We start from the raw sequence: 24289 nt of genomic DNA, 5'->3' as shown, positions 1-24289 counted from the left end.
AGAAGATGGCAGCTGTAGATCAAGAAAAATTACAACGAGCAAAAAAACAAATAGCAGATGAAAAAGGATGGTATTCACACCTCTTTATCTACTTAGTGATTAATACACTATTACAGTTATTTTATTTTGGACTATTTGATGATGGTAGCATTACTGGATACATGCCTTGGTGGGTTCATTTTACAACTCCTTTTTTCTGGGGTATTGGATTATTGGGGCATTGGATTAAAGTATTTAAGAAAGTTAGTTCTCTAAAATTTTATAAGGAATGGGAAGCTCGTAAAATAAAGCAGTTTATGGAGGAAGAGGAAGAAGATTTTTCTCATGTCATCAAAAAGAGGTCTTCAAAAAATAAGTAATGAAAAGTATTTCAAAATGAATCATAGAGACGAAGAAAAATACGAACGCGTCAAAAAACAAATACAAAATGAAAAAGGATGGTATTCACACTTATTTGCCTATATCTTTTTTTGTGCCGCAGAACAATTGTTTTATGCAGGTGTTTTTGATGGCGGAGAGTTTACCTCTTATATTCCATTTTGGGCACGGTTAATTACTCCCGTTTTATGGGGAATAGGTTTGTTGATGCATTGGTTATATGTATTTAAAAAAGTGCATTATAATAGTTTTTACAAAAAGTGGGAAGAACGTAAGATCCAAGAATATATGGAATCAGAAGAAGAAGATTCTGTAAGTAATAGTAAGAAATAACATAAATAATATCCTTTTTCAAGGGAATGAAAAGTAATAATCAATCAAAAAATAACATATTATGAAGTTGTATAGCACCATTGTCATCATTTGGTTTACATTTTTAGGAATTCAAGCACAAGAGTCTTTTGTGATAAAAAATGTGACGTTGTTTGATGGAGAAACCGTTATAGAGAATACCTCTGTACTTATAGAAGAAGGTATTGTCAAAAAAGTAGGGAAGGATATTCAAGGCGATCACAAAATAGTCGAAGGAAATGGAAGATTTTTAATGCCAGCACTTACCAATTGCCACGTACATTCATTTATGGTACCACAATTATATGAAGCTGCAAAAGCAGGTGTATTGAATTTATTAGACATGCATGGGCTAGAAACGATGCAACATTATATGACAAATATGCGTGATCAAGAAGGAACCGCACGTTTGTACAGAGCTGGGTATGCTGCAACAGCCCCTGGCGGTCATGGAACACAGTATGGTTTTGAAGTACCTACCTTAGAAAAACCTGAAGACGCAAAACAATGGATTGCCGATAGAGTAGAAGCTGGCGTAGATCATATTAAGATTATTGTAGAACCTTGGAAAACGACCATTTCTCATGAAATAGCAAAGGCACTTATAGAAGAAGCGCATGCACAAAATAAAGTGGCAGTGGCACATATTTCTAAAAAAGAAGATGCCTATAAAGTTTTGTCAAATGGTGCCGATGGTTTGGTGCACATCTGGGGAGATGGGCAATTACCACAAGAACAATTAGATGACTTAGTAAAAAATCAAAACTTTTTTGTTATCCCTACAGTATTAACCAATGTACTGGTACAGCCTCTTTTTTATGGAAAAACAGCAGAAGAAACAGCAAAAGTAGAAGAGGCATTATTAAAAGAAGTAAAGCGATTGTATGATGCTGGAATCCCTATTTTAGCAGGAACAGATCCTCCAAATGCAGAAATCAATATGGGAACCGATTTGTATAAAGAGCTTATCTTTTTTAGCAAAGCAGGAATTCCAGCTATAGATGTATTAAAAAGTGCTACTTCATTACCTGCAACAAAATTCAATATTGGAAATACAGGTTTTATCAAAGAAGGATATATCGCAGATATGTTATTACTCTCTAAAAGCCCTTTAGAGGCTATGGACCATATTTCTAGTATAGAAATGATATGGAAAGATGGAGTTATTATTAAATAAATAAGCTGTCTAAAACACAAATTAAACTATATTTATATAGTAAAGTATATGGGTGTTAAGTAATCTGTATACGCTTTCGCGAAAGCGAAATTAGAAGCACAAGATCAATAGTTTATAAAGGACTACTTGATATGGGCTTACACTTAAAATGAATTAATAAAACGTTTAGCATACCAATCATGATGAATGTACTGATTATAGAAGATGAAAAACCATCTGCAAGGAGATTAAATAGAATGCTCTCTGAGCTGGATGTAACCGTAAATGAGATGTTACATTCTGTAGAAGAAGCGGTAGCTTGGTTCAAAAGTAATGCACATCCAGATCTTATCTTTTTAGATATTCAACTATCGGACGGACTGTCTTTTGAAATTTTTGATCAAGTAGAAGTAAAAAGCGCTATTATTTTTACCACAGCATTTGATGAGTATGCTTTACAAGCTTTTAAGTTAAATAGTGTGGACTATCTTTTAAAACCAATAGATGATGAAGATTTAGAAAAAGCTGTCGCGAAATACAAAGAACGTATCCCAAAACAGCAAGATGTAGCACTGAATTTTGAGGACATTAAAAAGTTATTAGGTGTTACCGTTGTAGAGCGTGAATATAAAAGTCGTTTTACAACCAAGATTGGACAACATCTTAAAATGATTCCTGTAGATGAAATAGAGTGCTTTTACAGTGAAAACAAAGGGACGTATGCGGGAACTACCGAAGGAAGAAATTACCTATTAGATACAACTTTAGAAAATCTAGAAGATGAGCTAGAGCCTAAAACCTTTTTTAGAGTAAGTCGTAAATTTTATATAAATATCAATGCTATCAATGATATCATTTCCTATACCAACTCTCGATTACAAATCAAGCTCAATAACTGGAATGAGCAAGAAATTATTGTAAGTAGAGAACGTGTGAAGGATTTTAAAACATGGATTGATTGATGTGTATATGTTGAGGTACGTTACGCCGCTACTTTTACTATCGTGTGTAATCTAGGATCCTCCATTAGTTTTTTCTTTTTTCAAGATAATATCTGTCCGTGCCACAATCGGCATTTAAGACTTCAATTTCTTCATCTTGTGCTGTTATATATGAAATAAATTTATTTTCATAGGCAGTCCAATTGTCTCCATGTGGTGGATTTCTACAAGTTTCTACTAAACTAAAAAGTTGTTTTCCTTTTTGAATGATCATTCCTCCAGGTTTTGCTCCTATCGTTAGGAGTTTTACTCTTTCAGCAAGCGTTCCATGTATGTTTTCCAAATCTGTAAGTCCGTATTTGGAATCTGATTTTAATTGTTCAAAGTTGTTTTTTGCATTTTCAGAACTATTGTATGTGGCGGTAAATACAGTAAAATGTTCGTAATAATTGGGAGCTGTATTTTTTGGATACGTTTTGTTTGAATAGGCTACAATTTTTTCAAGTCCATTTGATTTGAATACTTCTAAACATTTAGGCCCTTCCAAAGCGGATACATCAAATACGTGGATTCTTATGTTCTCTCCCAAAACTTCTTGAGCAAAAAGCGCTACAGCCTCTGAATAATCTATAAAGACATTTGATGTTGTTTTTGTCTCTGTTGAAGATTCAATAATGGGTTTTGATTCTAATTCGGACTCTTGCTTTTCTTTTTGTCCATGACAAGCCAAAAGGAATATGCTTAAAACGGCTATTGTGTTTCTTATGAGTCTCATAATTATTGGTGTATCTTGTTACTTCCGAGTATTTATTTTTTTAAACTCCTGTTCGATAATCTAATCTGGATGGAATTGATCGTTTCGTTTGATTTCTATTTTTAAAGTTTACGCTCAAATTCTGCTAGTGTTATATTTTTTCGCCATTTAGAATATTCACCAATGGCTACTTTTTGATCGAAATCTACTTCTAAATAATCAACATCGCATACAAAGAAGTCATAGTCTCCAGCATTGCCTAGTTCAGAAGTGCTATTTATGATGTTAGGTGCAATTAAATAATAGCTTCCAATTTTAAGTTCGGAGATATAAGGTCTACATAAAAAACCATTATCACCCCATATTTTTATTCTTTTACGATGTTCTGTGCCTTTATATTTTTTGATGATTTCTACAGTTATTGAATAAGGTCTTTTTTCTCCATATCTATTTTCTATATCCAAATAATCTGAGTATTCAATAACTTTTACTAAAGCAACAAAATCATTTTTTGTAGAAATTTTACTAAATGTGCAATCCCATTTGCAATTACAAGTGCATGCATATGAGTTTATTGAAAACAATAAAAAGAAAACGAAGATGCTACTGGGTAGGAATACTTTTTTCATAGTGTTCTACTATTTTTTTGTTACTAATTATGGGAAGTATGTGTTGTGACTTATGTGAATAGTTCTTCTCTTAATTCGTGGTATTTTTTCTTAAAATTCTGCTCTGCTACACGCGGAAATATATAGCCTTTAGGGCCTGCAAAAATAAATTTCTGATCTAAATTTGGATTTTCATCATTTCTATGCTTATTAAATTCTTCAAGCCATACATCATAATGTTCAATGAGTTGACTGGCATCATCTGTGAGTTCTAATGGAATTAAATGGGCTTTTTCCAGCAGTAAGTTTCTTATTTTTTCATTTCCGTCTTTTAACACTTTTGCTTCTAAATACACATTCGTGTCTTGATATCTATCAAATGCTCTTTTTGTTCTATTAAATTGCATATAGATTTGTCCAAGTAACTCAGAAATAATCTTCTCTTTCCATATATAATTTGATTTAAAAACGGTCATGTTTTTTTCAAACTGGTTTTTAACTTCAGAAGCAATTATTTCATTTCTTCTTTTGAAAATTAATCCTAGAATAACACCAACAATACTGCTACTAATAAGCGCAGATATTAGGAGATTTAAAAATTGTTCCATAATGATATAGTTAAGTCAATCAGTATTTTGTCATTTAAGTTAGGAATCTAAAGTAAATACCCCAAATAATACTGTTGATTAATTTATAGAACGATTTTAAATTGTTTAATTACTTTTCTCTTCTTTGAGGAATAATTTTACGTATACGATGTGTAGCGTTTGGAAATGATTCAACTAGTGGTATGTTCAAGATGTCCTTGGTTTAAACAAAATGAGTGACCCCAATAGTTGTCTCTTGGCTTACAATGCTAAAATATGTTAGCTGTCTTATACAGCGTAAGATGACCAATTTTTTCTTCTGTTGCTATACTTTAATTTACACTTTATGTAAGAGTGTGGCCAATTCTTTACCGTACTCTATAAATGCAACAGTTTCATCTGTTCTTGCTAATTTGATTTTATCGAAAAAGACAAGTGCTTCGCCATTACTTTCTACACGGTAAATTTGATGACTTTCAAAAAAACGAATGACTTCATCTGTGAAAAATGCTCTAATTTCAGATTCCTGATTTCCCATAATCAGAAATTTTTTGGAAAAATCTGGATACATTTCAAAATCGATATCCTTATAGCCCGTATATGCCATTACACGATCAAATATTTTTTCAAATACCCCTTCTTTTTCCATTGTGAAAACAGGTATCTTTTTTTGTAATTTTAGAACCATTAGTGTCATGTTAAACGTTTCAGCTGTAAAAGCAGCTCCTTCACTAAAAGTTACATCTGAAATTTCCCAAGGTACATCTAGGCCTTTAAATGTTCCTTTGAGGCAATTTGATTTGCGTTCAATAGGTCTAATTTCAAAAAAGTGAAATTTCTTTAGATAGGTTGTATTCCAATCTACTTGATTTGTGTATTGATAATCTTTTTCACTGGCCAAATTTTGTAAACGAATTTGTCTTGGTGATAATTTTACTACGGGATTATTTAAAGCAATTTTTAATGCTCTATTATGGGTAGATGATGAGACATGAGAATCCAATCCTCTAATGATAACATTACCGCCTGTATTCTTTTGCATTTTGAGGTAATCCACGATATAATCCATATAGGTAATTCCTACCAATCTTGTTTCTGATAAATCAATATTGACATTTGCTCCAGAAGGGATTTGAGCTACCATTTTATCAATCTTTAAGATGCCTAAAAAGTTTGCAATCCCTTTGATCTTTAAATCATAACTACCATCTGGTTGCATAATCAAATCTGAACCTGAACGATACACCATTTTAAAAAATTGAGGGATAGATACTTTTGCTAATAGCATATGGCTTACCATAGCCAATAATAATCCGCCAAGTAATCCAATTAATAAATTAGTGTAGAGGGTGAGCACCAATGTAGCTATAAAAAATATTAATTGCTCAATTCCTTGGTTATACACTTGTTTAAATACAGCAGGAGAAGCTAATTTAAAACCTGTATACACCAGTAAGATCGCAAAAGCACATAGTGGTACTTGTCTCATTATTGGACTCAATACCACAATAAAAAGTAATAGTAGCAGTCCTTGGTACATATTGGACCACTTTGTTTTTGCACCATTGTGGATATTAACCGTACTTCGAATGATCACAGCAATAATGGGTAAACCTCCAATCATACCTGCTGCCATAGTACTCAAGCCAATACCTGTCAGATCCTTATTCAAATTTGTTTTTCGTTTGTATGGGTCAATTTTGTCAACTGCTTTTGCAATAGCTAATGACTCAATACTTGTGATGATTAAAATAGAGACTACGGTTGTCCAGAACTCAATGGTATTAATTTTACCAAAATTAGGATACATTATAGAATCCATAATATTATCTGGAATATCTAACAATAGACTTGGACCGACTTCATATGCTTTTCCAAAAAATGAAAGCGTATGTGGATCGAAGAAATTGAAAAAATACACAAACGGAATAGAGAGTGCTATGACCCACATCGGTGTGGGTAAAATATGGAAAAGACGATTGCTAATTTTGGAATGAAACAATAATAAAAGTAAGCCTACTAATGCAATAATTACTACAAAAGGGTTTGCTTGAGGTAAGTATTTAAAGGCATCAATAAGGTTTTGAATAATGCTCGGGCTATCAGAATGCGTACCCATGGCAACATGGATTTGCTTGACAAAGATGATAATCCCGATGGCTGCCAAAATACCGTGAATCACAGAAGAATGGAAGATATCGGCTAATCGACCCAACTTTAATAACCCTAATAATACTTGAATTGCACCAGAAACAACCACTGCTGCCAAGACATAATTAAAGGCTTGTCCTGAGCCGTCATCCATTAATGCAATACCCAATAGTATAACTGCGATAACTCCTTTAGCAGGGCCATTTACAGAGATATGACCACCTCTATAAAGAGTAGTCACAACACCTCCTACAATTGCTGAAATGATCCCTGACATTGCAGGTGCTCCTGCTGCCAATGCAATACCTAATGAAAGGGGTAAAGCAATAAGAGACACACTCACTGCTGCGATAAGATCACTTTGCCAATTTTCAACTAAACCCTTAAATCCTTTTTTTGGTGTAACTTCCATGTATATAATTATCTGGGCTTATAAAATAGTAAGATTTTGATTGTAATGTATGTCAGTAGATCGTTTTACAATTCTTAAACTAGGCGTATATGTAGAAGTAAATGAACGATAGAAGTTTAAATTTTGGTGGATGGCTTGTAACATAAACTTGTATTAAAACTATAGTTATTGGTTTTATTTGCTAATGACACCTAAAGGGATTGTAAAAAATTAGTTGCATTATGAAACAACTAATTTAGTAAATACAAACCGAATAGAAAATCTGTGAGGATTTTTGTGAGTATACTAAGGCTAGTAACTATTTATAAGGACTGTTAAGTAGCTATACTATTGGCTAATAAGTCTCTTAATGTCTTTTTCAATTTGGTCAGAAAACCCATAGTATTCTTCTTGGATAATTCCATTTTTATCAACCAAAAAATATCTTGGCCAACTATTGACACTAAACCTTTGATTTAATTCCTTGTTTCCAATTAAATTCAAAAAAGTAATTTCTTTTTTCTCAACCAACTTTCTTGCTTTTTCAATATCCTGAGAGACGATTCCGATTACAATAAGGTCCTTGCTATAGTTGTTTTTGATATCTTCTACCTTTGGAAAAGCCTTAATGCACGGGCCACACCAAACTTCCCAAAAGTCAATGAGAGTCAGTTTATTTGTTCCAATAGCTACATTGTCTTTTTCATCAAATAAATCCTTTAGTGTAATTTCTGGTAATGATTTTTTTAATAACGGATTTGGTTTTGGTTTTTCTCTTATTAGTTGATCATATTCATTTAATTCTTCTATAAATGAATTAATTTTTTTATCAATGTCTTGATTGACTTTGATATTCTCAAATATATATTCGACAGTTTGTTTGTTCCCAAAATCTGGTTGAAGTGATGTAACTACTTTTTTTGGAAGGAAGTTTTCCTTGCTTAATTCAATTGTTTTAGTTTTATCAGTTATGTTGTTTTCTACATCATCTTCAAATGTGTATTTGAGTACATATACTTGATCAGTTTCAGAAAAATCAAGGTCTTTGTAAACAGTATCTAATTTGAAAAAATCTTTGTAAATCATTTGCCCGCCTGGACTACCCAAAAAGTGTAATCCGCCTTTTTCTTGTTTAAAATTTCTTTCTGAATTTGAGATTTTAAATCCAACACCATCTTTATAAATAGAGGACTTGTTAATATCATTTCTAATTCCGTAAAAAGAGAATCCAAAAATTGTATCAGCGATTTCTTTTTCAAGAATTGCAAAACCTTTGTTGTTCCAAATGTTGCCATCTGAAAAAGTCATTACATTTTGTACGTCATATTGGATTTGATCAATACTTTCAACACTCTCATTAAACTTATTAGTTATATACTGAACATTAATTTCTTCTTCTTTTTTACAGCTAATAACGATATTAAAAAGAAGTAAAATGATGGTGATTCTTTTCATAAGATTGTTTTTCAAATGTTACCTAACGTTCTGACTAAACTTGATTTTAATGGAGTTTAATAGTTTCTACTTTTTTTCTTCACGTAAAATTTTCTCCATTTTACGACCTCTTGCCAATTCGTCAATCAGCTTTTCCATTTGCCTACATTGTTTATATACTTCAAATTCATCTTCTATTTCTTCAATTCGATAACCACATACAACTCCTTTAATCATGTGTGCATTAGGATGTATTTTTGCTTTTTGAAAAAATGTTCTATAGGTTGCCTTTTCATCAATAAGTGTTTGTAATGTATCTTGATCAAAACCAGTAAACCATTTAATTACTTGATCAAGTTCTTCTTTCGTTCTATCATTTTTCTTCAACCTATTCAAATACAAAGGATAAATGGTCGCAAATATCATATTGGCGACTTTTTCATTTTTTTCGACAGTAACTTTCATTTTTATTTGATTTTGGATGTATTGGAGTTAACGTGTTTTTGCATGGCTCGTTGCGAAAAATGCCTAACAAACCTCTCCGATGTAATCGAAAGATAGCAAATTGCAATGAATTTCAATTAAGATTCATGGGCGATGAGTTACATGCTATATATAGAGTTGTTTTTACTTTTTTAGAAATTCTTCAATTTCTAATTGTGAGTATTTTGTTGTAGTAAGAATTTCTTGACTCAATAAGAGAAAGACCTCTTTTTTCTCTTGATTCGTCGTTTTAAGATTCTCAATCAGAAAATCAACAAGTTTTGTTGTTTTTAGTTCGAGGCTCTTTTTTGACTCCTCTATTTCAGATAAAGCTGATAATTTTTCAAATTGAATTAACTCGATTTTAGAATTAGCTATTGCTCTCCAAGTATTAGTGTTAATTGTAGGTTTTTGAATTCCATCTGCTTTAGTTATGATTCCATATATTGAAATTGATTCATCATTAATATATTTTGTAATACTATCAAGTAGTACTTGCTGCTTTGGGATGCTTGCTTTTAAATTAATGATACTTTCTTCAAATTCATTGTCAATGGATGTATAAATTTGATTCAGATATTTTTTATCCTTCCTGTTTTCATTCCAATTATTGAGCGCTAATGCAATTAGAATCCCAAGAATTACGGGAATAATTTCTCTGATTAAGTGCTTCATTTAGAATCTTTTTTGTTGGTTATATTAAATCTTAGACTTTGGGGCAGCGGTTTTATATAGGTGTCAGTTATAGGGTAAATTAGTGATTATTTTTGGTTTGACACAGATTTTAGTAATTACCCAGTGGATTTGAACGTAGTTGAATCCGTTGTAATTGTAATTATACATTGTTGGTATTAGTAATTCTTATTCGGTTTTTTGTTTTTCCGTTGTCAGATATTAAAGTCAGTCTATTATCTCATTCGATTCTTTATTAATAAATCCAAACTTTTTCTCTCCATTCGAACTCTTTAACATAAACTTTTTGTAGTCAAGATCTCTATCAATACTACTTTCAATAAGCAATGATATTTCCCAGTCCTCAAATCCATTTTTATTTCCCCATTTCTCTATGGAGTCCTTTAATTTTCCTGACTGTTTTTCGTTTAAGTTATCGTATAGTTTTTGATTCGTTTTCTCGAATTGTTCTCCATTTTTTGTAAAGTCAACTCGGTAGTGGTACATATGTTTTTTACGAAAATTATCATACTCAAAGAAAGAAAATCGATTGTCTGAATACTTGGCTTTATTAATTTTTTTTGGAAAATAGAAATTATAAAACACCTCTTGTTCTTTAATGTTTTTTAATAAAGACATACATAAAGAATCTAATTGAGAGAATGTTTTTTCTTTGGCCTTATCTAAAGGTATTGCTGTGTAAATAGTATTTACCCAACGATAAGTTCCATCACGATTTTCAATTCTATCAGATAATACTCTTGCATTTGAAAAATAAGTTCTAATATTTTTCTCAAGTTCTTCTGAAGCCTTTATTTTAACTTTAATTGACTCATATTCCTTCTCAAAAGCCTCTTTGTTAAATTCAAATGGACTTTGATTCTCAAGATTATATTCAACAGCAATAGGATTGTCATTATTTTCAACGACGTAAAATTTGAACCCGTATATTTTTCCAAACTCGTGCCAAGTTCCAATGAATTCTGTTTTGAATTGGTCATTATAGATTTCCACTATTTTGGATTCCATAAATTCTTTCGCTTTCTTCTCCTCTTCTTTGAATATTCGATTTTGCCCTTGAGCCTTACATCCAAAAATCAAAAATGTAAGAAGAAAAATACTATGGTATTTCATAAGTTTGCTGTGTGCAGTTTTTTAATTCCAATTTACAGGGTATTGCATATAATCCAAAAATCCATTAGTTTCAAAGAGGATGTCATACCCTTGACTTGTCAAATAGTAGTGACAAACTTTGACCTCATTATTTCTTTTAGGAAAAGTCAAAACAGCCGGACATAATTTTGCTTTATCAACTTTTTTTACAATTAAATCATATTTCTTTTCCAATTTCTTTTTAGAAAAAAATCCCAATGATCTATCGTTTATAAATCGTGCAATTTTTATAGAACTTATAGGATAAGATATTAGTTCGTATTGTATTCCTTCATATTCAGCGCACTTTTCATTCATTGTTGAACTGATTGTGATACTATCTTCAGAAATATTTTTCAAAACACTACTTCTATATCTTTTTCCATCTGAAAATTCCAAATCATAAATGGCCTCCATTCTCATGACAAAGCCTTCTTTTGAAGGTTTCCAGCTCTTTTCGTAATCTAATTTTTTTCCTTTTCTCTGAACTATTAAAATATTTCCTTCTTCATAAGTACAATCATAATGTTTTCGATATTCTGCTTCTCCAGGAATACTATCATTCTGTGAATAAGCAATGCTCGTTAGCATTATAAAAAGTAGAAAACTTATTTTCTTTATCATATTTAAAATTTAATCTTGAGTTTCCTCAAATGGCTTACAACGGCTTCGGCTATGATTTGTACGAGAATTAAAAGTAGTGAACTTTCAAATAAGGACTTAGTCAAAACTTTTTATTTCGTTTTTATTATTTAAACATCTCATTATAGGCTTTCACATGGTGTGGAAATTCTTCTTCATAAAACGGATATGATATTCCTAGAATTGTGATTTCAAATCCTTCGCTATCCATTCCGCTAATTTGATTTCCAATTCCTTTAATTACAGTATCACTTTCATTTTTAATGATCAAAGAATCAATAGTCATAGTTGATATCAATTTGTCTTCAGGATAATCATCAGCTATTTCAATTTGATTTGACCTACAGAAGTCTTTAATAAATTTATATCCGAAATTTTGAATTGTTGATTTAATTTGACCGGATACAACTCCCATTGGAGCATCTGCTTTTTCCAATTGCGTAGTTCCAATTTCTTGACCGTTAAGTAGTATTTTGTACTTCTTATTCATAAATGACTTTAAAATTCACCCATTATACCTTCCTCTGTAGATTTATCAATTAGCCCTTTTTCTTTTCCTGACCTTGGGTCGTCATTTTGATGTAGTATCAATTCTTTTTTAGGATCAAATCTATTTATTAAACTATCTGTGTTTAAACGAGTATTGAAGTAAATCCAAGAAGCTCTTGTGTTTGACCAAGCTTGTCCTTCGAAAGTAATCTTATAACCATCATCTATAAGGTGGTTTAAAATTTCTTGAAGGATATTTGAATTTAATTTTTTTGTCATTGTCAAATTAGTGAAACACAACGTATTTGTATATACTTTGTTGTGTGTTTAAGTACTCAATTTAGCAAATAGAAACCGAATAGAGAATTTGCAAGGATTTTTGTGAGTAGGCGAGTATGAACAATTAATTGAATACGTAGTTAGGCAACGTTATTATGTTCCATATGGTTTAATGATTTTATACAGTATTGATGTTAGTTTCTTATTCCGTCAATAATTTATTCAGTTTCGGGAATTCCGTAACAATATTTTTTTCAGTATAGTATCCATATTCAAATCCGACAGATAATAAGCCACTTAATAAAATTTTTTGCTTTTCCGTCAATTTTTCCGCCATTTTAATAAAATCATTTTCTCCAATTCGATAAACCAATTGCGTTGTAACAAATCCCAAATCATAACAACCAGCGCCGCCGCCACACCAAAATTCAGTCAACTCCGATAAAGCGTTTGAGTCTTTATTTAGAATTTGTGATATTAATTCGGTTAGTTTTCTATTCTGTTCAAGCGATTGGTTTGCATAGAGAGTCTGTCCGATTTCGATTCCGTCAACTTCTTTTTGTTTACAGCTAAAAAGTGTGAAAATCAATATGAAATATATTATTGCGTTCTTCATTTTTAAATTAATGTTACTAGTTTCGACTATGAGTAGTTATGTAGGTTAGTGCTTCATTTTATAAGTATGTGATAACAAGTAATTACATATAGCTATTGTAGGCATTCGTTTTTATTTTTTCAGATTCGTTTTAAATAATCGAGCTATAAAAGATGATAATGATGTTTTGGTAAAACTCTTTATCTAAATCATTTGGCTGAATTCCATTTAATAGACTTTTTGATATATCTACTGCTGTTACATTTCTACTTGAAATAAGTTCTTGTATTAACTGATTGATATTAAATAGACTAGAATCTTTAGGTAAAGAGTCCAACATTGTTTTATTTTCTTCAAAAATGAGTCTGAATTCACGTAGTTTTAAATTATTCGATTCGGCTTTGTAAATCCCAGAAACTAGTTCATCGCTAAATCCGTTTTCTATTACCTTTTTTAACAGATTATAATAACCGTCTTTATCTTTTTTCTCAAGTACTTTGTCAGATATCCAATTATTTTCAGCTTTTCTCAGATTGATATCATATGGTGAAATACTTAGCCTATGTTTGAATTCTTTTGATAATATCGTTTCTGCTTCAATAATATCATCTGTTTTTTCTTCTGATTGCTGAGTAGTGTTATTGCATGAAAAATTGAAGAATATAAAAGAAATTAAAATGTAGATTACTTTTTTCATAATTAATACCAACGGTTTTATGTATGTGCACAACGTGTTTTTATATGCTTAAGTACCTAATTTAGCAAATAGAAACGGAATAAAGAATTTGCGAGGATTCTTGTGAGTAGTCTATTACTAGTGATGAATCACTAATATATGTCCAATACCAAATATAGCAATATAATTGATAGTCAGTGATTTATTTGTAACCAGTTATCTGCAATCAATAGCAAGTTAGTCTACTTGATTTTCATTAAAAGCACTTGGCAATAGGGTAGGAATAAACTTCATAAGAATAGGAAGTAGGATTGTGCCTCCAGGTAATAAGAATATAGCAAGAGAAGGAATGGATTTACAAATATCCAACAACTGGTTCTTAACGACTTTCTTTTCATCGTCAGAGAGGTCGCGTACGGTAGAGTTTCCTAATAAGATGACTAAGTCCTTACTTTGTGTAATTTCTTTTACTAGACGTTTCTTATTACGTAGTATTAAGGTAGAAACTGTTCGTGTGGTTTGGTTATAGAAATGTTTGACAGGATTGCTATAATTGAGGTAGGCGATATCTTCTTTGTGTTCTGAAATAAAATGAGCAACCGCAACAAGCGATGCTTCTTTTTCTGTAGGTGAAATATGCAATATTTGAGAAACTTCATTCATAAAAATCTCCTCATGATCATCTATTTGCTCATCATCAAATAAGGATAACGCACATAAGTCGAGTAAGTATAGTTGCTCTAGCGGTTGAGATACCACATTGCTTTGTATATCCTCTAGCGTAAGATTGTCACTTTTTATCGTGGTATTATAACGAATAGAACTCTCAAATAACTTGATAAGAAGTTCGTTATAATGATCTTTATTTTCTTTTTGTTTTAGGGCTAACCAGACAATTTGTGTGAGGTTTTTTTCTAAGCATACGGCATAGGGTAAAGGATCTTCACCAGAAATAAGATAATGATCAAAACTTAATACATCTAAGAATAATAGCGCATTGGTAATAATATGGCTAAAATTCTTTTTAAAGAGTGGTTCGTTGGTTTGAATACGTTCTGTAATGATCTTTTCAAGAATCCTATAATTAGCCTCTGTAGAGCTTCCTAATTTGATAGGAGGACCGCCTTGGTTTTTATTCAAATGACTGTAAAAAGAGATCATACTTTTTATACAATCTGTAGTGGTAGCATTTTCTATACAATCAAAATAGGTGAAAGCAAGTGCATCAAATAGATTGACTTTTGTCTTTTCTTCTTCGGTCCATTTTAATTGCTCACTCTCTTCATCGCATAGTGTTTTGATAGAGGTACCATAGATAAACCCGTTTACTCGAAGCTGTGCATACATTTCTTCTTCGTCCATAGGATGGTTGTCCATAAACTGTAAGAAGTATGGTAAGTGTTTTTTTATCCAACCTAAAGCCGATGGGTTCATGAATCTATAACTTTATTAGCACCGCCAATGGGTTTAATACTCCGAAGCTTGTCTCGAAATTGAAATTCGGTTTCATATAAATGTCTCGTGGGCTTTCCCGAGGTAGTTTACCACAAATGTAACTGAATTGTAGAAATCTTTTGATGCGTTCTTATAAAAAAAGCCCAGCATTACTGCTGAGCTTTCTTTAATATAATGAGATATGTATCTCATGTATATGTTATATCAAAGTCTGATTAGTTTACTGCGTTTCCTAACTCAGAACCAGCTTTGAATTTTACTACATTTTTAGCAGCGATTTGGATTGTTTTTCCAGTTTGTGGATTTCTTCCTTCACGAGCATTACGCTGAGATACAGACCAAGATCCAAATCCAACTAGAGAAACACGTCCTCCTTGTTTAAGTGTTCCTTCTACGTTTCCTAAGAAAGACTCTAATGCTTTTTTTGCAGCTGCTTTAGTAATTCCTGCGTGCTCCGCCATTCCATCAATTAATTCTGATTTGTTCATAATGTAAAATTTAATTAATTATTGTTAGTTAAACTGTGTGTTTAATTCTACAACAAATTTATACGTAAAATTCACTCATGCAAGTAATAGCAAGGGAAATCGGCGATTTTGTTAATAAATCAAGGCGATTGTTAATAAAGAAGGCCTTTTTTGGCTATTTCTGTAAGCCCAATGACAGTGCGGGTTTAGCGCATTTTGGCATTTTTGTTAAAATTATAGCCGTTTAAAAGTGACTTTATATCCATTTTTCGCTTGCCTGGAAGTTGTATTTCTGTAATAAAAAGGTATCCATTTAAGGTGGTGACTTTTAGGTTTCCGTTTTCTACTTGAATGGTTCCTATTGTATTTTTTGCTTCCTTTTCTTCTGAAGTTTCTGTATACGCTTTCGCGAAAGCGTTATAAATTTTAACCCGTTCTTCTTTATCATTATTCATAAGATAACACCAAGCTGCTGGATATGGACTCAAACCTCGTATATGATTATGGATAGTTTGGGTAGGAGCGTCCCAATTTATTTTTGTGTTTTCAGGATAGAGTTTATAGGCTGTTTTTAAATCGCCCGATTGGGGTTGTATTTGTGTTGTGACATTATTTTCTGCAATCGCATCTACCGTCTTTGTAACAAGATCTGCTCCCAGATGCATTAAACGGTCATGGAGACTTCCTGCATTTTCATTTTCACCTATAGCAAGACGCTCTTGGAATATAATGGCACCAGTATCTATTTTTTCATCTATAAAGAAGGTAGTAACCCCAGTTTCTGTTTCTCCATTTATAATGGCCCAGTTAATAGGAGCAGCTCCTCGATATTGCGGAAGAAGAGAGGCGTGTAAATTAAAGGTGCCGTATGCAGGCATTTTCCAAACCACCGCGGGAAGCATACGAAAGGCTACGACAATTTGAAGATTTGCATTTAGCGCTTTTAATGCTGCGTGAAAGTCTTCGTTTTTAAGATTGGTAGGTTGAAGTATAGGAAGGTCTTGTGACTCGGCATATACTTTTACAGCACTCTTTCGTAATTTCTGTCCTCTTCCTGCAGGTCTATCTGGTGCGGTAATCACACCTGCTATTGTATAGCCTTTGGTAACTAAGGTTTCTAATATAGTAACGGCAAAGTCTGGTGTGCCCATAAAAACGATGCGTATGTCTCTCATAATATCTTATATGTATTTATTGGGGTAAGTGTAATCTTTTTTTGATCTAAAAGCAATTGTAATGTGGTAATAATTTCGGTTTCTGTAAAAGGTAACTCACAAAGGTCACGGGAGCTTTGCTCTTTTCGCGAAAGCGCATTTAAAATAGCTTCAGTAATCGTACCGCTTTGTTTTGGTGGTGTCTGTTGAGAAACACATACATCACAGGTACCGCAGGGTGTTGTGTGTTGTTCTCCAAAATAGGCGAGGAGTTGCACATTTCTACAGGTAGTAGTATTGGCCACATAGTTTTTGATCGTTTCTATTTGTTGCTTCTTATAATTGGCTTGTGTTTTTATGTGAGATGCAATTACATGAATGGTGCGATCGTCTTCTCTGGGAACTAAAAAGGTAATGGCCGTATCATAGCTTTGATGCTCATAGGTAATGATATCATCTTTGGCAAGCATTAATAAGGTATCGTGTACTTTATGTATAGATGTAGTTGCTTTTGTAGCAATGATACTATGATTAATGACGGTGGCTTGTTCAAAAATACCTCCATAGGTGCGGAGTATTGTTTTTACAATCTCCTCCCATTGCGGATTCTTAATCAAGTAATAAGTAAGTGCCACATCGGTTACATTAAAGGTAACGGTTGCTTTTTTTGTAAATTCTTGTGATAAGCTTATAATACTATTACGATCTAATGCCAATAATGCATTATATGTTCGCATAGTAGGTAGAGAGTAGGTTTGGCAAAACGTACTGAAATTAAATCGGTGGTTGCTTAGCTCTCCTTCTCCATAAGAGATTTGAAAGTAATTATTGAGTCGGCTATAGATTTCTTTTACAAAGGTAACGGTAGGAATGATCTGTAAAAACTGATTGTTAAGACGTATGGTGTCGTTTTCATTATATATAAGGACAGCTTTCGCTGGTTGTCCACTTCTACCGGCACGTCCTGCTTCCTGAAAATAGTTTTCTAAACTATCCGGAATTTCTAGATGCACAACGGTGTCTACATCGGCTTTATCAATACCCATTCCGAAGGCATTGGTACTAACCATTACTTGTGTTTTATTATCACGCCAGTTTTTATAATGGGTATGTCTGTCTTCTCGAGACATGCCACCATGATAATAGGTTGCAGTAATCCCGCGACTTTTTAAAAATTGTGCTGTACCTATGGTTGCTTTTCTATTACGTACATATACAATAGCACTTTGTGTGGTGTTTTTTAGGGTTTGCTCAAGGCGAAAATTTTTATCGGTGCTATGAATAAGGGTATAGGTGAGGTTTTCTCTATGGTACGATCCTTTACATAGAAGCGGACTTTCTAAATGCAACTCTTCGGTAATGTCTTGAATTACTTTGGGTGTTGCTGTTGCTGTAAGAGCAATGAAAGGCACGTTGGGTTTTATTTCGCGTAAGCGGGAAATTTTACGATAGGCGGGTCTAAAATCATGTCCCCATTGTGAGATACAATGTGCTTCATCTACCGCAATAAGAGAGACATTCATTTGTTTGATGCGTTCTATAACGAGTTCTTGTTGTAATCGCTCGGGTGATACATATAAGAGTTTATAGTTTCCATAAATACAATTGTCTAGTAAGATGTCTAGATCACTGTATTTGATGCCGCTTGTAATGGCTAGGGCTTTGATTCCTTTTTCCTGAAGATTCAGGACTTGGTCTTTCATCAAGGCAATGAGAGGTGAAACAACAATGGCAATTCCTTCTGTAGATAATGCAGGGATTTGATAGCATAACGATTTGCCTCCACCAGTAGGTAATAAAGCAATGGTGTCTTGACCATTTAAAATGCTTTGTATACTATCTTCTTGTAAAGGTCTAAAGGAGTCATATCCCCAGTATTTTTTTAGTATGTCTTTTGGGGTGTGCTTCAACCCTTTAATGTATTTATAATAAATGATGCTCTGGATGCAACATCGCCTTTTGGAACTTCAATAGGTGCATATCCATAGGTGTGATAGGTTGCAAGTAAATGATCTTGTATTTCTTGAGCTTGTTCAAAACTTTCATAACGTTCTCCATCGGTTTGATGTATTTCTTTCCATAGCGGTAGTATAAAAACAACATCATAGTGATAGGTCTTACAATCAGTAACGAATTCTTCTGTGTAATCTTGTCCTATATAGTCCATATATGCCACTGTGTCAGGAATTCCTCTGTCTAAAAACACATAGTCAGTATCATAGGTAGCGACTTCTTGAAACTGCTGTATTCTAGCATCTTTTAACAACTGACTGAAAAGCAATGGTTTCTCAAGGAAAAGTTGGTCTATACCTTCACTTTGCGCCTTTTTAGTGACTTGTCTTGATATTTCTTCAAGGCATGGATATCCAAGTGTTTTAAGATGATTTATAAGAGTCGTTTTCCCAGTTGATGGGCCTCCTATGAGTAAAATGCTTTTTGGCATAAAAATGGTACTAGTTTAGACAAAATTAGGTAAACAAAGACGAACCACAAATTTATATGCTTGTCTTATCTTTGCCGACTTAAATAAACGGTATGACACCAAATAATAATACAGAAGATTTTTACAAAAAATTAAAAGAACAGCTTAGTGATACTTCATTATGGCCAGCACCTTATTTATATAAGTTTATTGTGCCTTCTAGTGTTGCTAAGATTAAAGAGATAGAAGATATTTTTGATCATATAGGTGCTGTTATTACTAAAAAGGAATCACGTACGGGTAAGTATACAAGTGTGTCTATAAATGTACGTATGAAAAATCCTGATGCTGTAATTGCCAAATACAAAGAAGTAGGAAAGGTTGAAGGTGTTATTTCTTTATAGTATATAACCTCTTTATCATAAAAAAAGGTGCGGAAGATTTTCCGCACCTTTTTTATTGGTGTTTCCAAAGTGTTTCATACTTCGAAGCTTGTTTCAGGTAGTTCAAATAATTTAATGTGAACTCTATGTAGAGAACTGTTTATTTTTTTATTTACTTTTCTTAAAATTGAGTATTATTTACGTATAATACTATTGTTCATTTTCTTTGCTTGTCCAAAGAAAACGGAACCAAAAGAAAAGACACTTTTTCTAAGGTATTTTTTCGCTTAAAGCGAAAAACCACAATACTTCACCTAAATTTTTTCCAAGGCTTCAAAAATTTTCAACGGTAAAGTATTGTTATACTGAAGAAAAAGAATTCTCCTAAACTAGTTTTTACATCGTGCTAGAGTTAATTTCTGTCTTTTCTTGTTTATACCATATATAGGAATACACAAGTGGAATCAATGTGATGATACCAATAATCACAAAAAAGACAACTAGATTTTGCGGCTGAGGTAGTAGGAGCGAAGCTAGGATAACGACAATGCCTCCAAGTACCCATAATTTTCCAGCGAGTCTATGTGTTCTTTTCCACACTGTAGCACTTTCTAATGTCCACGGCGTACGTAATCCTACAAAATAGTTAGGTTTTACAGATGGTAAATAATTTCCTAAAGCCGTAAAAAAGACCCCTATGAGTATAAATAAGATATTAGGATTTGACATTGATTGTTGTTTGGTCGCATACAGAATGTATAATCCTAGTGCAGCTAAAAATAATACAAAAATAAATTTGAGCTGGTAAAATTTAGCACCCATTAGTTTGATCTGTTTCTTGGGATCAATTTTAGGTACAATACTTAATAGTACATACCCTAAAAATCCAGTAGCAAATGGTATGATCCAAAGTATTTCTTTAGATCCCCAATCATCTATTTCACCAGCAGCATTCCAATGTGTTGGAACTGTCGCTGGTAAATCTGCATAGATATATGCTAGATATAAAAATGGTAATACAACAATACAGAGTAACGGAAGTTCTTTACGTACATTCATAATAATGGCTATTAATCGGTTAATTTTTTAAATGCATAATCCATTGCATGACCTCTTCTAATATGGTCGTGTTGAGACTATACACCACATATTGCCCTTTTTTGATACTGCTTACAAGATTGGCTTGTTTTAATAAATCAAGATGATGTGAGATACTGGGTTTTGAAATATCAAATGCCGCTGCGATTTCTCCAGCAGTAAGATCCTTCTCTTTTAAAAGATTGAGAATCTCTCGTCGTGTCTCATCATTGAGTGCTTTAAATAGTGTATTCAAGTAATTAAGTATTTAGACAAATATCTAATTAATAGACGTCATTTTCAAAAAATGTTACATATTTTGTTTAAAAATAAATTGTGACCTTAAGTAAAATGGGTGTTAAAGTGTTTGTTTGTAGTTATTTACGCTTTCGCGAAAGCGTATAAAAAAGAAACACTCATTATAGATATACTTTATAATGATTCAATCAATAAATGAATAATAGGCTCTAGGCTTGAGACTAACATGCCTGTAGAAATAAAAAATATAAAGTTTTTCAAATAACTCGCTTCCTTAGAAATGAATGCATAGGAGATCAGTAATGAAAATACCACTCCTGCAAGTAGTTGGTTTACTAATTCTGTTTTATCAATAAAATCAAAATGTACATTGATTGCGACTAATACGATGGCAAGTATAAAAATGATCGCTAAAGATTTGTTTTTAATTTTCATATGGGTAAAAATAAAACTATTAAAATAGTAGTTTACACAATTTTTAGTATTTTGCATCAGTTTACATAGGTAGACAAACTTCACTTAATTTTTTACAGTTGATAGATCAATTAGAATATAACACAGAGAGAGATCACCTGATCATTCCGGAATATGGACGTCATATCCAAAAGATGGTAGATCAAGTGACAGAGATAGAAGACAGAGAAGAGCGCAATAATATGGCAAAGGCTATTATATCTGTAATGGGTAATTTACAGCCGCATTTAAGAGATGTGCCAGATTTTCAACATAAATTATGGGATCAGTTATTTATCATGTCTGATTTCAAATTGGATGTAGAATCCCCTTTTGGGAAGCCTTCTAAAGAAGAATTGGCAGAACGTCCAGAACCTTTAGGGTATCCTCAAAACTTTCCTAAGTATCGATTTTATGGAAATAATATCAAACGTATGATTGATGTTGCCGTAGGATGGGAAAAAGGAGAAATGCGTGATGCTTTAGAATATACCATTGCCAATCATATGAAAAAGTGTTTCCTTAATTGGAATAAAGACACGGTAGAGGATGATGTTATTTTTGATCATCTTTTTGAGTTGAGCAAAGGCGATATTAACTTACGCGAAAAGGATGAAACATTACGTGAGTCTGAAAAACTAATCAGAGCGACTAAAAAAGCAAAAGCGGCAGATCATCCGGTTAAAAAATCTAAAAATTACGGACGTAAAAAACGATACTAACTAACACCTTTCTTTACAACATTACATGGGTACATTTCAAATAGAAGGAGGACATCAACTTAAAGGTGAAATCCAACCACAAGGAGCAAAAAACGAGGCATTACAAATTTTATGTGCGGTATTATTAACTCCTGAGAAAGTAACTATTACCAATATTCCAGATATTAGAGATGTTAATAAACTGATTCATATTCTAGGAAATTTAGGTGTAAAAATTCAAAAGCTAGGAAAAGGGTCGTATACCTTTAAAAGTGATGCACTTCAATTGGATTATTTAGAAAGCGAGCTTTTTAAAGAAGAGGGAAGTGGTTTACGTGGTTCTATTATGATTGTGGGACCCTTATTAGCTCGCTTTGGAAAAGGATATATTCCGCGTCCAGGTGGTGATAAGATAGGGCGTCGTAGATTAGATACCCATTTTGAAGGGTTTATCAAATTAGGAGCCGATTTTAGGTATAATAAAGAAGAACGTTTTTATGGTGTAGAAGCACCTAATGGCCTTACTGGTACGTATATGCTTTTGGATGAAGCATCGGTTACAGGAACGGCAAATATTGTCATGGCGGCTGTGCTTGCTAAAGGGAAAACGACCATTTACAATGCAGCTTGTGAGCCTTACTTACAACAACTTTGTAAAATGCTAAATAGCATGGGAGCAAAGATTACGGGTGTAGGATCAAATATGCTTCATATAGAAGGTGTTGAGTCACTAGGAGGATGTGAGCATCGTGTCTTACCCGACATGATTGAGATCGGTTCTTGGATTGGTTTGGCTGCGATGACTCGTAGTGAAATTACCATTAAGAATGTAAGCTGGGACGATTTAGGAATTATCCCAAACACGTTTAGAAAATTGGGAATTACCGTAGAGCGTAGAGAGGATGATATTTATATTCCTGCACATACCGATGGTTACCAAATAGAAAGTTATATAGATGGTTCTTTTATGACCATTGCAGATGCTCCTTGGCCTGGATTTACACCAGATTTATTGAGTATCGTTCTTGTCGTAGCAACACAAGCAAAAGGAGAGGTGATGGTGCATCAAAAGATGTTTGAAAGTCGTCTATTCTTTACCGATAAGCTGATAGATATGGGCGCAAAAATTATTCTTTGTGATCCGCATCGTGCTACCATTATCGGACATGACTTTAAATCGATGTTAAAAGCTACAACGATGGTATCTCCAGATATACGTGCAGGTATTTCATTACTAATTGCGGCATTGAGCGCCAAAGGAACGTCTGTGATTCACAATATCGAGCAGATAGACCGTGGCTATGAAAATATAGATGAGCGCCTTCGTGCGATTGGTGCAAAAATCATCAGAACAGCATAATATACGCTTTCGCGAAAGCAAAATAATCTTTTCAAAAGCACACATATCTTTATGTTGTGCTTTTTTATTTATAAGTTGTATGTCATTAAAATAAATTCTTGAAATACAATGAAATTATTGAATACAATCGAAATTGAACCTTTGGATTATGCGAAAAATGAGTATGAATCACCTACTGTTTCGAAAGTTGAAAACCCAAAGGACTGGAGTGATTTCTGGTATAAATGTATTTCTGATAGTCACTTACAAAACTTACAACCGATTGAACTTGGATCGTATTTAGTCGACATAAATAAAATTGGAGAATCTGAATTAAAAACTATTCTTAAAAAAGAACTTAAAGATGTCGATTTATCTAATATTCAAGAAGGTGTTAGCCAAATAATTGGCGGTATTGTAATACTAGAAAATGATAAAATTATACTTGAACCAACTTGCTGTGGAGATATATCTGATATTCGAAATTGGGAAGAAGTTGGAAATGCTCAATTGAATAAATGGACTCAGTTATGGATTGGACATCCTTGGATTTTCTACAAAAGAATTGATAATTATATTGCAATATCGGATTACACAGATTACAATTTGGAAGATTTTAATGGTATATCAGAAAAATATAAGTTTTCAGAACAAGAGCTTCTTTCAGAAATCAAATTATGTCGGAATAACCAAATCAAATTCGAAAACCGAATAAGTGAAATTTTAAAAGAATTGGAAATTAAGAATGCAAATGAAATTGCTAAGTTAATGACGGGGAATAAATAACAAATACATAATAATGACTACGAGTAATTACTTATTTCTAACTACGTCTAAAAAA

At 32.8% G+C, this 24289-nt stretch carries 29 protein-coding genes; 8 read left to right on the top strand and 21 right to left on the bottom strand.

What is annotated here, in order from left to right:
• The first annotated feature begins 5 nt into the window (after window positions 1–5).
• The 4 genes from CHB80_RS21490 to CHB80_RS21475 all read left to right on the top strand — a co-directional run bounded on the left by CHB80_RS21490 (window position 6) and on the right by CHB80_RS21475 (window position 2847).
• Window positions 6–359, top strand: a complete 354-nt coding sequence (locus CHB80_RS21490) for a 2TM domain-containing protein (protein WP_089373582.1) — start codon at window positions 6–8, stop codon at window positions 357–359.
• Window positions 325–711 (top strand): 2TM domain-containing protein, encoded by a 387-nt coding sequence (locus CHB80_RS21485; protein ID WP_089373581.1) that lies wholly within the window; start codon window positions 325–327, stop codon window positions 709–711. Before CHB80_RS21490 ends, CHB80_RS21485 begins: the two co-directional genes overlap by 35 nt.
• Before the next feature lie 61 nt (window positions 712–772).
• Window positions 773–1906: an amidohydrolase family protein gene (locus tag CHB80_RS21480; RefSeq protein ID WP_089373580.1), complete on the top strand. Its 1134-nt coding sequence runs from the start codon at window positions 773–775 to the stop codon at window positions 1904–1906.
• Between the two features lie 182 nt (window positions 1907–2088).
• Window positions 2089–2847: a LytR/AlgR family response regulator transcription factor gene (locus CHB80_RS21475; protein ID WP_089373579.1), complete on the top strand. Its 759-nt coding sequence runs from the start codon at window positions 2089–2091 to the stop codon at window positions 2845–2847.
• Between the two features lie 64 nt (window positions 2848–2911).
• Here CHB80_RS21475 and CHB80_RS21470 read toward each other — a convergent pair whose 3' ends face one another.
• The 18 genes from CHB80_RS21470 to CHB80_RS21385 form a co-directional block, all read right to left on the bottom strand.
• On the bottom strand, window positions 2912–3601 hold the full coding sequence (locus CHB80_RS21470; protein WP_143337210.1) for a hypothetical protein: 690 nt from the start codon (window positions 3599–3601) through the stop codon (window positions 2912–2914).
• Between the two features lie 101 nt (window positions 3602–3702).
• The gene (locus CHB80_RS21465; protein WP_089373577.1) at window positions 3703–4209 is read right to left on the bottom strand and encodes a hypothetical protein; all 507 of its coding nucleotides are present in this window, start codon (window positions 4207–4209) and stop codon (window positions 3703–3705) included.
• 50 nt (window positions 4210–4259) lie between these two features.
• Window positions 4260–4796, bottom strand: coding sequence for a hypothetical protein (locus tag CHB80_RS21460; protein ID WP_089373576.1), 537 nt, complete (start codon window positions 4794–4796; stop codon window positions 4260–4262).
• Between the two features lie 316 nt (window positions 4797–5112).
• Window positions 5113–7338 (bottom strand): SulP family inorganic anion transporter, encoded by a 2226-nt coding sequence (locus CHB80_RS21455; RefSeq protein ID WP_089373575.1) that lies wholly within the window; start codon window positions 7336–7338, stop codon window positions 5113–5115.
• Between the two features lie 327 nt (window positions 7339–7665).
• A complete protein-coding gene (locus tag CHB80_RS21450; protein ID WP_089373574.1) occupies window positions 7666–8772 on the bottom strand; it encodes a TlpA family protein disulfide reductase in 1107 nt (368 codons plus the stop codon).
• A 66-nt stretch (window positions 8773–8838) separates the two neighbouring features.
• Entirely contained in the window at window positions 8839–9216 is a 378-nt protein-coding gene (locus tag CHB80_RS21445) for a DUF2200 domain-containing protein (protein ID WP_089373573.1), read from the bottom strand.
• A 162-nt stretch (window positions 9217–9378) separates the two neighbouring features.
• The gene (locus CHB80_RS21440; RefSeq protein WP_089373572.1) at window positions 9379–9909 is read right to left on the bottom strand and encodes a DUF6090 family protein; all 531 of its coding nucleotides are present in this window, start codon (window positions 9907–9909) and stop codon (window positions 9379–9381) included.
• Between the two features lie 225 nt (window positions 9910–10134).
• Window positions 10135–11040 carry a hypothetical protein gene (locus tag CHB80_RS21435; protein WP_089373571.1) on the bottom strand — a complete coding sequence of 302 codons (906 nt, stop codon included), beginning with the start codon at window positions 11038–11040 and terminating at the stop codon, window positions 10135–10137.
• Between the two features lie 21 nt (window positions 11041–11061).
• Window positions 11062–11682 (bottom strand): hypothetical protein, encoded by a 621-nt coding sequence (locus CHB80_RS21430; RefSeq protein WP_229746826.1) that lies wholly within the window; start codon window positions 11680–11682, stop codon window positions 11062–11064.
• Window positions 11683–11806: 124 nt separating this feature from the next.
• The gene (locus CHB80_RS21425) at window positions 11807–12190 is read right to left on the bottom strand and encodes a hypothetical protein (RefSeq protein WP_089373569.1); all 384 of its coding nucleotides are present in this window, start codon (window positions 12188–12190) and stop codon (window positions 11807–11809) included.
• Between the two features lie 8 nt (window positions 12191–12198).
• The gene (locus CHB80_RS21420; RefSeq protein ID WP_089373568.1) at window positions 12199–12468 is read right to left on the bottom strand and encodes a hypothetical protein; all 270 of its coding nucleotides are present in this window, start codon (window positions 12466–12468) and stop codon (window positions 12199–12201) included.
• Between the two features lie 202 nt (window positions 12469–12670).
• Entirely contained in the window at window positions 12671–13084 is a 414-nt protein-coding gene (locus CHB80_RS21415; protein WP_089373567.1) for a hypothetical protein, read from the bottom strand.
• Window positions 13085–13214: 130 nt separating this feature from the next.
• A complete protein-coding gene (locus CHB80_RS21410; protein WP_089373566.1) occupies window positions 13215–13760 on the bottom strand; it encodes a hypothetical protein in 546 nt (181 codons plus the stop codon).
• 216 nt (window positions 13761–13976) lie between these two features.
• Window positions 13977–15173, bottom strand: coding sequence for an LETM1-related biofilm-associated protein (locus tag CHB80_RS21405; protein ID WP_089373565.1), 1197 nt, complete (start codon window positions 15171–15173; stop codon window positions 13977–13979).
• 236 nt (window positions 15174–15409) lie between these two features.
• Entirely contained in the window at window positions 15410–15682 is a 273-nt protein-coding gene (locus CHB80_RS21400) for an HU family DNA-binding protein (RefSeq protein ID WP_089373564.1), read from the bottom strand.
• A 185-nt stretch (window positions 15683–15867) separates the two neighbouring features.
• Complete coding sequence (gene fmt, locus CHB80_RS21395) at window positions 15868–16836, bottom strand: methionyl-tRNA formyltransferase (protein WP_089373563.1); 969 nt, start codon at window positions 16834–16836, stop codon at window positions 15868–15870.
• Window positions 16833–18725: a RecQ family ATP-dependent DNA helicase gene (locus CHB80_RS21390; RefSeq protein ID WP_089373562.1), complete on the bottom strand. Its 1893-nt coding sequence runs from the start codon at window positions 18723–18725 to the stop codon at window positions 16833–16835. Before CHB80_RS21390 ends, fmt begins: the two co-directional genes overlap by 4 nt.
• Window positions 18722–19258 (bottom strand): AAA family ATPase, encoded by a 537-nt coding sequence (locus CHB80_RS21385; RefSeq protein ID WP_089373561.1) that lies wholly within the window; start codon window positions 19256–19258, stop codon window positions 18722–18724. Before CHB80_RS21385 ends, CHB80_RS21390 begins: the two co-directional genes overlap by 4 nt.
• 92 nt (window positions 19259–19350) lie before the next feature.
• Between CHB80_RS21385 and CHB80_RS21380 the strand changes: the two genes are divergently transcribed.
• Window positions 19351–19641: a DUF493 family protein gene (locus CHB80_RS21380; RefSeq protein ID WP_089373560.1), complete on the top strand. Its 291-nt coding sequence runs from the start codon at window positions 19351–19353 to the stop codon at window positions 19639–19641.
• 375 nt (window positions 19642–20016) lie between these two features.
• Here the strand turns inward: CHB80_RS21380 and CHB80_RS21375 are convergent, their stop codons facing one another.
• The 3 genes from CHB80_RS21375 to CHB80_RS21365 all read right to left on the bottom strand — a co-directional run bounded on the left by CHB80_RS21375 (window position 20017) and on the right by CHB80_RS21365 (window position 21390).
• Complete coding sequence (locus CHB80_RS21375; protein WP_229746827.1) at window positions 20017–20679, bottom strand: SdpI family protein; 663 nt, start codon at window positions 20677–20679, stop codon at window positions 20017–20019.
• Between the two features lie 19 nt (window positions 20680–20698).
• Complete coding sequence (locus CHB80_RS21370) at window positions 20699–20953, bottom strand: autorepressor SdpR family transcription factor (protein ID WP_089373558.1); 255 nt, start codon at window positions 20951–20953, stop codon at window positions 20699–20701.
• A 176-nt stretch (window positions 20954–21129) separates the two neighbouring features.
• Window positions 21130–21390 carry a hypothetical protein gene (locus CHB80_RS21365; protein ID WP_143337209.1) on the bottom strand — a complete coding sequence of 87 codons (261 nt, stop codon included), beginning with the start codon at window positions 21388–21390 and terminating at the stop codon, window positions 21130–21132.
• A 98-nt stretch (window positions 21391–21488) separates the two neighbouring features.
• Between CHB80_RS21365 and CHB80_RS21360 the strand changes: the two genes are divergently transcribed.
• The 3 genes from CHB80_RS21360 to CHB80_RS21350 all read left to right on the top strand — a co-directional run bounded on the left by CHB80_RS21360 (window position 21489) and on the right by CHB80_RS21350 (window position 24234).
• A complete protein-coding gene (locus tag CHB80_RS21360) occupies window positions 21489–22130 on the top strand; it encodes a DUF4290 domain-containing protein (protein WP_089373556.1) in 642 nt (213 codons plus the stop codon).
• A gap of 25 nt (window positions 22131–22155) precedes the next feature.
• On the top strand, window positions 22156–23469 hold the full coding sequence (gene murA, locus CHB80_RS21355) for a UDP-N-acetylglucosamine 1-carboxyvinyltransferase (RefSeq protein ID WP_089373555.1): 1314 nt from the start codon (window positions 22156–22158) through the stop codon (window positions 23467–23469).
• 108 nt (window positions 23470–23577) lie between these two features.
• Window positions 23578–24234, top strand: coding sequence for a hypothetical protein (locus CHB80_RS21350; RefSeq protein ID WP_179218235.1), 657 nt, complete (start codon window positions 23578–23580; stop codon window positions 24232–24234).
• The last annotated feature ends 55 nt before the right edge of the window (window positions 24235–24289 follow it).

The sequence above is a fragment of the Dokdonia pacifica genome, assembly GCF_900188275.1.
Lineage (GTDB): Bacteria > Bacteroidota > Bacteroidia > Flavobacteriales > Flavobacteriaceae > Dokdonia > Dokdonia pacifica.
This window is presented reverse-complemented; position numbering and strand designations above follow the sequence as displayed.